Source organism: Streptomyces sp. SPB074, from assembly GCF_000154905.1.
GTDB lineage: Bacteria > Actinomycetota > Actinomycetes > Streptomycetales > Streptomycetaceae > Streptomyces.
Window position 1 is genome coordinate 3,282,490 of the sequence record NZ_GG770539.1, and the last position, 5,368, is coordinate 3,287,857.

At 74.0% G+C, this 5,368-nt stretch carries 3 protein-coding genes, 1 tRNA gene and 1 pseudogene; 3 read left to right on the top strand and 2 right to left on the bottom strand.

What is annotated here, in order from left to right; genetic code table 11:
- Positions 1 to 572 precede the first annotated feature (572 nt).
- The 3 genes and pseudogenes from SSBG_RS34650 to SSBG_RS13525 all read left to right on the top strand — a co-directional run.
- Positions 573 to 1,022 (top strand): annotated as a pseudogene (locus SSBG_RS34650) (histidine kinase); the annotation flags it as partial.
- Positions 1,023 to 1,463: 441 nt separating this feature from the next.
- Positions 1,464 to 2,108: a response regulator transcription factor gene (locus SSBG_RS13520; protein ID WP_008746686.1), complete on the top strand. Its 645-nt coding sequence runs from the start codon at positions 1,464 to 1,466 to the stop codon at positions 2,106 to 2,108.
- A gap of 45 nt (positions 2,109 to 2,153) precedes the next feature.
- Positions 2,154 to 2,226: transfer RNA gene (locus tag SSBG_RS13525), tRNA-Gly, on the top strand.
- 204 nt (positions 2,227 to 2,430) lie between these two features.
- On the opposite strand, the gene SSBG_RS13530 is transcribed toward SSBG_RS13525, so the two are convergent.
- Both SSBG_RS13530 and SSBG_RS13535 read right to left on the bottom strand, forming a co-directional pair.
- Positions 2,431 to 3,330, bottom strand: a complete 900-nt coding sequence (locus tag SSBG_RS13530; protein ID WP_008746687.1) for a phosphoribosylaminoimidazolesuccinocarboxamide synthase — start codon at positions 3,328 to 3,330, stop codon at positions 2,431 to 2,433.
- A 220-nt stretch (positions 3,331 to 3,550) separates the two neighbouring features.
- Complete coding sequence (locus SSBG_RS13535; RefSeq protein WP_008746688.1) at positions 3,551 to 5,041, bottom strand: N,N-dimethylformamidase beta subunit family domain-containing protein; 1,491 nt, start codon at positions 5,039 to 5,041, stop codon at positions 3,551 to 3,553.
- Positions 5,042 to 5,368 lie beyond the last annotated feature (327 nt).

A 5,368-nucleotide genomic window follows, 5' to 3' on the forward strand; every position in this document is an offset into this window, starting at 1 on the left:
CCGCCGGGCCCGCGCCGGCCGTGCCCGGTCCCGCCGGAGAGCGGGCGCCGGGGGGCGAGCCGGTGTCCGGCACGGAGCGGGCGCCGGTCGCGGCGGCGGCCGGAGAGACGGACGACGGAGCGGCCGGTGACGGCGCGGCCGGTGACAACACGGCCGGTGACGGCTCCGGGGCACGGTTCCCGCGCCTCGAACGGCTCTCCTGGCGGCCCTCCTCGCTCGCCAAGGGGCACCGTCCCGTCCAGCAGATCGACCACTACACGCGGGCGACCCTCAGCCGCTACGTGTGGGCGTTCTTCGCGGGCTGGGTCCTTCCCGAACTGCTCCAGCACCTGACGCGGGGCGACCGCACCGACCTCGCGCTGCGCGGGGCGCTCATCCTCTCCTCGCTCGCGCTCTGCGCCGCCACCCGTCCCGCCCTCCTCGACGCGCTCGACCGCTACCTCGGCAGGCCGCACGCGCCGAACGCTCCCGCCGCCTGGCGGCTCCTCGCCCTCACCGTGCTCACCTCGGCGCTCTACCTGCTGTGCCTCGGCACCGGCACGATCGACGTCCCGGCGCTCGCCACGGCGGTGATGTTCTTCATCAACCCCGTTTTCGCCGTCCTCGCCCTCCGCGTCCCCGTCCCCCGCTTCCTCCTCGGTGTCGTCGGCGGCACCGCGCTGCTCTCCGCCGCCGCCCTGCTCGCCGACCCCGAGGGCACCCTGAGCGGCGTCCTCGCGATCCTCGTCCCGTGCGCGGCGGTCCTCGCCCTCCTCATCTGCCGCCCCTCCGCCTGGTCCCTCGCCCGCACCTGGGACATCGAGGACGCGCGCCAGGAGATCGAGACGGCGAAGGAGAAGGTCGAGCGCGCGAAGGAGACCGAGTCGCGCCTCGCCGTCGCCGAGGAGCGCCTGCGCTTCGGGCGCGACCTGCACGACGTCCTGGGCCGCAACCTCGCGACCATCGCCCTCAAGAGCGAACTCGCCGTCCAGCTCGCCCGGCGCGAGCGGACCGGGGACGCGGTGGCGCAGATGGCCGAGGTCCAGGAGATCGCCCAGCGCTCCCAGCGCGAGGTCCGCGAGGTCGTCCGCGGCTACCGGGGCATCGACCTCGGCGCCGAGCTGCGGGGCGCGCGCGGCGTCCTGGAGGCCGCCGGCATCGACTGCGCGACCGCCACCGGGGACATCCGGGCGCTCGCCCCGCCCGTGCGCACCGCCCTCGCCTGGGTCGTGCGCGAGGCCGCGACGAACGTCCTGCGCCACGGCGACGCCCGCCACTGCACCATCACGCTCGCCACGAGCCGTACGGGCACGAGCCTCACCGTCGAGAACGACGGCGCCCCCGCCTCGCCCAGCCCCACCCGGGGCGGCTCCGGGCTCGCCGGGCTCCGCGAACGCCTCGCGCCCGTGGGCGGCCGGCTCGAAGCGGGCCTCTCGGCCCCGGGCCGCTACCGCCTCACGGCCGAGGTCCCGCACGCCCTGACCGTGACCACCGAGCCCGCGCCCGCGCAGCCCGTCACCTCCCGGGTCCGTGTGCTGCTCGCCGATGACGAACACCTCATCCGGGGCGCCCTCGCCGCCCTCCTCGCCCTGGAGGAGGACCTCGAAGTCGTCGCGGAGGCCGCCTCGGGTGCCGAAGCCCTCGCGATGGCCCGGGCCCGTACGCCCGACGTCGCCGTTCTCGACCTCCAGATGCCGGACGGCGACGGTGTGAGTGTGGCCACAGCCCTGCGGAGCGAACTACCGGGCTGCCGCTGCCTCATCGTGACGAGCCACGGCCGGCCCGGCCACCTCAAGCGGGCCCTGGAGGCGGGCGTGCGCGGCTTCGTACCGAAGACCGTCAGCGCGCGCCGGCTGGCCGAGATCATCCGTACCGTCCAGGCCGGAAGCCGTTACGTCGATCCCGAGTTGGCCGCCGACGCCATCGCCGCCGGGGACTCCCCGCTCAGCGCCCGCGAGGCCGAGGTCCTGGAGTACGCCGCCGACGGCGCCCCCGTCGCGGAGATCGCCCAGCGCGCGGGCCTCTCCCCCGGCACCGTCCGCAACTACCTCTCCTCCGCCGTGACCAAGCTCGGGGCCGAGAACCGTCACGCCGCGGTGCGTGCGGCCCGCTCCCGGGGTTGGGTATAGTGGGCGCACGCGCTGAACACCGCGAAAGCGGCCCCGAAGCGCGGTGCGGACGTAGCTCAGTTGGTAGAGCGCAACCTTGCCAAGGTTGAGGTCGCCAGTTCGAACCTGGTCGTCCGCTCAGCGAAAGGCCCCCCGGAAACGGGGGGCCTTCTTCGTGTGCGGGTGCGCCGGTGCGGCCGATGTTTCACGTGAAACATCGCGCGAGGGCCGCCGGTGCGGGTGCGGATACGGGTGCGGATACGGGTGCGGATACGGGTGCGGATACGGGTGCGGATACGGGTGCGGAAATTTTTTTTATTTTTTTAGGCCCGTCCCCGGAGCGTCAGCTCCAGCGCACGCCCGTCAACTTCTCGTACGCCTCGATGTACTTCGCCCGCGTCCGCTCCACGATCTCGGCGGGCAGCCCGGGCGGCGGCTGCTCGCTCTTGCGGTCCCAGCCGGAGGCGGGGGAGGTGAGCCAGTCCCGGACGAACTGCTTGTCGAAGGAGGGCTGGGCGCGGCCCGGCTCCCAGGAGTCGGCGGGCCAGAAGCGTGAGGAGTCGGGCGTGAGCACCTCGTCGGCGAGGACGAGTTCGTCCCCGTCGAAGCCGAACTCGAACTTCGTGTCCGCGAGGATGATCCCGCGCTCGCGGGCGATGTCCCGGCCCCGGCCGTAGACCGCGAGCGTCGTCTGCCGGAGCTGCGCCGCCGTCTCCGAACCGATGCGCCGGGCGACCTCCTCGTAGCTCACGTTCTCGTCGTGCTCGCCGACCTCGGCCTTCGTCGCCGGGGTGAAGATCGGGCCGGGCAGCTCGGAGCCGTCCGCCAGGCCCTCGGGCAGCGCGAGCCCGCACACCGTGCGGGAGCGCTCGTACTCCACGAGCCCCGAGCCGGTGAGGTAACCGCGCGCCACGGCCTCGACAGGGATCATGTCCAGCGAGCGGCAGACCAGCGTGCGCCCGGCCCAGGAGGCGGGGGCGCCCTCGGGGAGCCGGGTCGACAGGACGTGGTTCGGGACCAGGTCGGCGAGCTGGTCGAACCACCACAGCGAGAGCTGCGTCAGGACGCGCCCCTTGTCGGGGATCTCGCTGGGCAGCACCCAGTCGTAGGCGGACAGGCGGTCGCTCGCGACCATCACGAGCTCGCCGGCCTCGTTCCGGTAGAGGTCGCGCACCTTGCCGGTGTGCAGATGCACCAGCCCCGGCACCTGTACGGGCTCGGGCTTCTCGACGAATCCGGACACGGTTCCTCCACGTGCTTCCGTCCAATGCCCCGATTGTCCCGCACGGGCGGACCGGACGACGCCGCAGGGTCACCGGGGGCCCGCGAGGGGCCGCGAGGGGCACGCCGACCGACGCGACGGCGGGCACAGCGGGGTGCGACGGGGGGGACGGCGCCCCCAGATCCCGCCCCACATCCCGCCGCGGCTTCCCGCCTCCGCGTCCCGCCCCGGCGGACGCCGGTCAGTCGCGTTTGCAGATGCGGTCGAGCAGGTTCGCCGTGGCGCGCTGGATGCGGGTGTCCACGTGTCCGGGGCGGTCGAGCGCGGGGGACCAGGCGAAGGTGCCCGAGGCGAAGACGAGGGCGCCGCTCGGGGCCCGGTAGAGGGAGGTCTCCTGGTGCCGGACGGTGCCCTGGTCCTCGTACGGCGAGTGCGCGAGGAGCATCCGGTCCTCGTACGAGGGCAACTGCGTGCGCGGGAAGTAGCGGTCGGCCTCCCCGGCGACGAGCCCCGGGAGTTCGTCGCCCTCGTGCGCCCCGGTCGCCTCCCACAGCCAGTGCTTCGCGTGCCGCACGACGAGCGGGGCGGGGGCGGGCACGCGGCCCGCGTACTGGATGCCCATGAGTTCCTGCTCCGGCCGGTCGACCTCGCGCCACAGCGTCGCGCGCCCGGGCCCGCGCCGTTTGCGGCAGGTCAGGAGCCGGTCGGGGACGCCCGAGGGCGAGGCGCTCAGCTCGACCTGCCAGTACATCGTGTTCGCGGAGAGGAAGACGAGCGAGGTCCCGGCCTCCTTGGCGCGCTCGGTCGTGCGGCGCATCGGGACCGACCAGTACTCGTCGTGCCCGGGGAAGACGAGGCCCCGGTAACGGGTCGGGTCCACCCGCCCCGCGTGGAGGTCGCGGGCGTCGGCGTACGCGAGGTCGTAGCCGTAGCGCTCCGCCCAGCGGATGAAGTCGTAGGCGTGCCCGACGTGCAGCGGGAGACCGGCGCCCGCGAAGGGGCGGTCGAAGGACACCGTGATCGCGGCGTCCTCCTCGTTGAGGAGCTTCCCCTTCTCGTCCCAGGCGTGGTAGAGGCTCGCGCCCGTCCTGCCGTCCTCCGGGTAGAGGTTGTACGCCTGCCAGGTCACGTCGGGGAGCAGCAGGAGCAGGTCGGCGGGCTCGCTGTCGCGGACGGTGAACGGGATGTGCGAGCGGTGCCCGTCGTACGTCGTGAGCACCGCGACGTAGGCGCCCGGCTTCCAGTACGAGGGGATCTGCTGCCGCCACGTGCGCCACCAGTGGTGGCAGGAGATCGTGCGGTCGGCGAGCAGCGGTTCCGGCTGGGTGAGTCCTTGCAGCCGGGGCGTGGACGCGATCTTGCTCGCCCCGGCGCCCGCGTAGTGGCCGATGCGGTAGAAGTCGATGGAGTACGACTGCGGCGGGTTGACGGTGACGTGGAAGTCGATCGACTCGCCCGGGGCGACGGCGCCGGTGGAGGTGAAGCCCTTGATCTGCTGGTGCACGTCGTCCGAGGAGCGCGGCGAGCCCTCCTCGCGGCGCGGCCTCGGCATCCGCAGTTCGGCGCCGGGCGCCGGGGCGTGCTCGACGTACCAGGGGACGACCCGGCCCGTGTCGTCGAAGTAGGTCTCGCTCGCGCGCAGCCACGGCAGCGGGCCCTGTCCGAAGGGGTCCGTCGCCGCGTGCGCGACCGCCCCCGACTCCCAGCGGCCCTTCCCTGCTTCCGCCCCCATCGCCGCCCCTCCCTCGTCCCCCGCATCCCAGTGCCTCGCCCCGTCTCGCGGGGATGGGAGCCAGCACATCACACTCAGCACCCGGACCGTCACCGTTCCCGGCGAATCCGCGCCGACGGCCCTGGTGCCGGTGCGGTGCAGAACCGCTTCTGCCTGGTGACGGCGGGACGGACGAGCGGAAACGGAGTTCCCCGTTCGGGTGAGGCCGTACACACGCGCACCCGTTTCCCGGCGGGGTGCGCCGTCGTACGCCCCCACCGTCCCGGCCCGTCAGGGGGCGCGCCGGCCCGCCTGGACCCGCCCCGGCCCGCCCGTTCCCGGCCCGCC

Excerpts from the sequence above, each read along its gene's own strand:
- SSBG_RS13535 (WP_008746688.1), bottom strand. The coding sequence starts at position 5,041 with ATGGGGGCGGAAGCAGGGAAGGGCCGCTGGGAGTCGGGGGCGGTCGCG.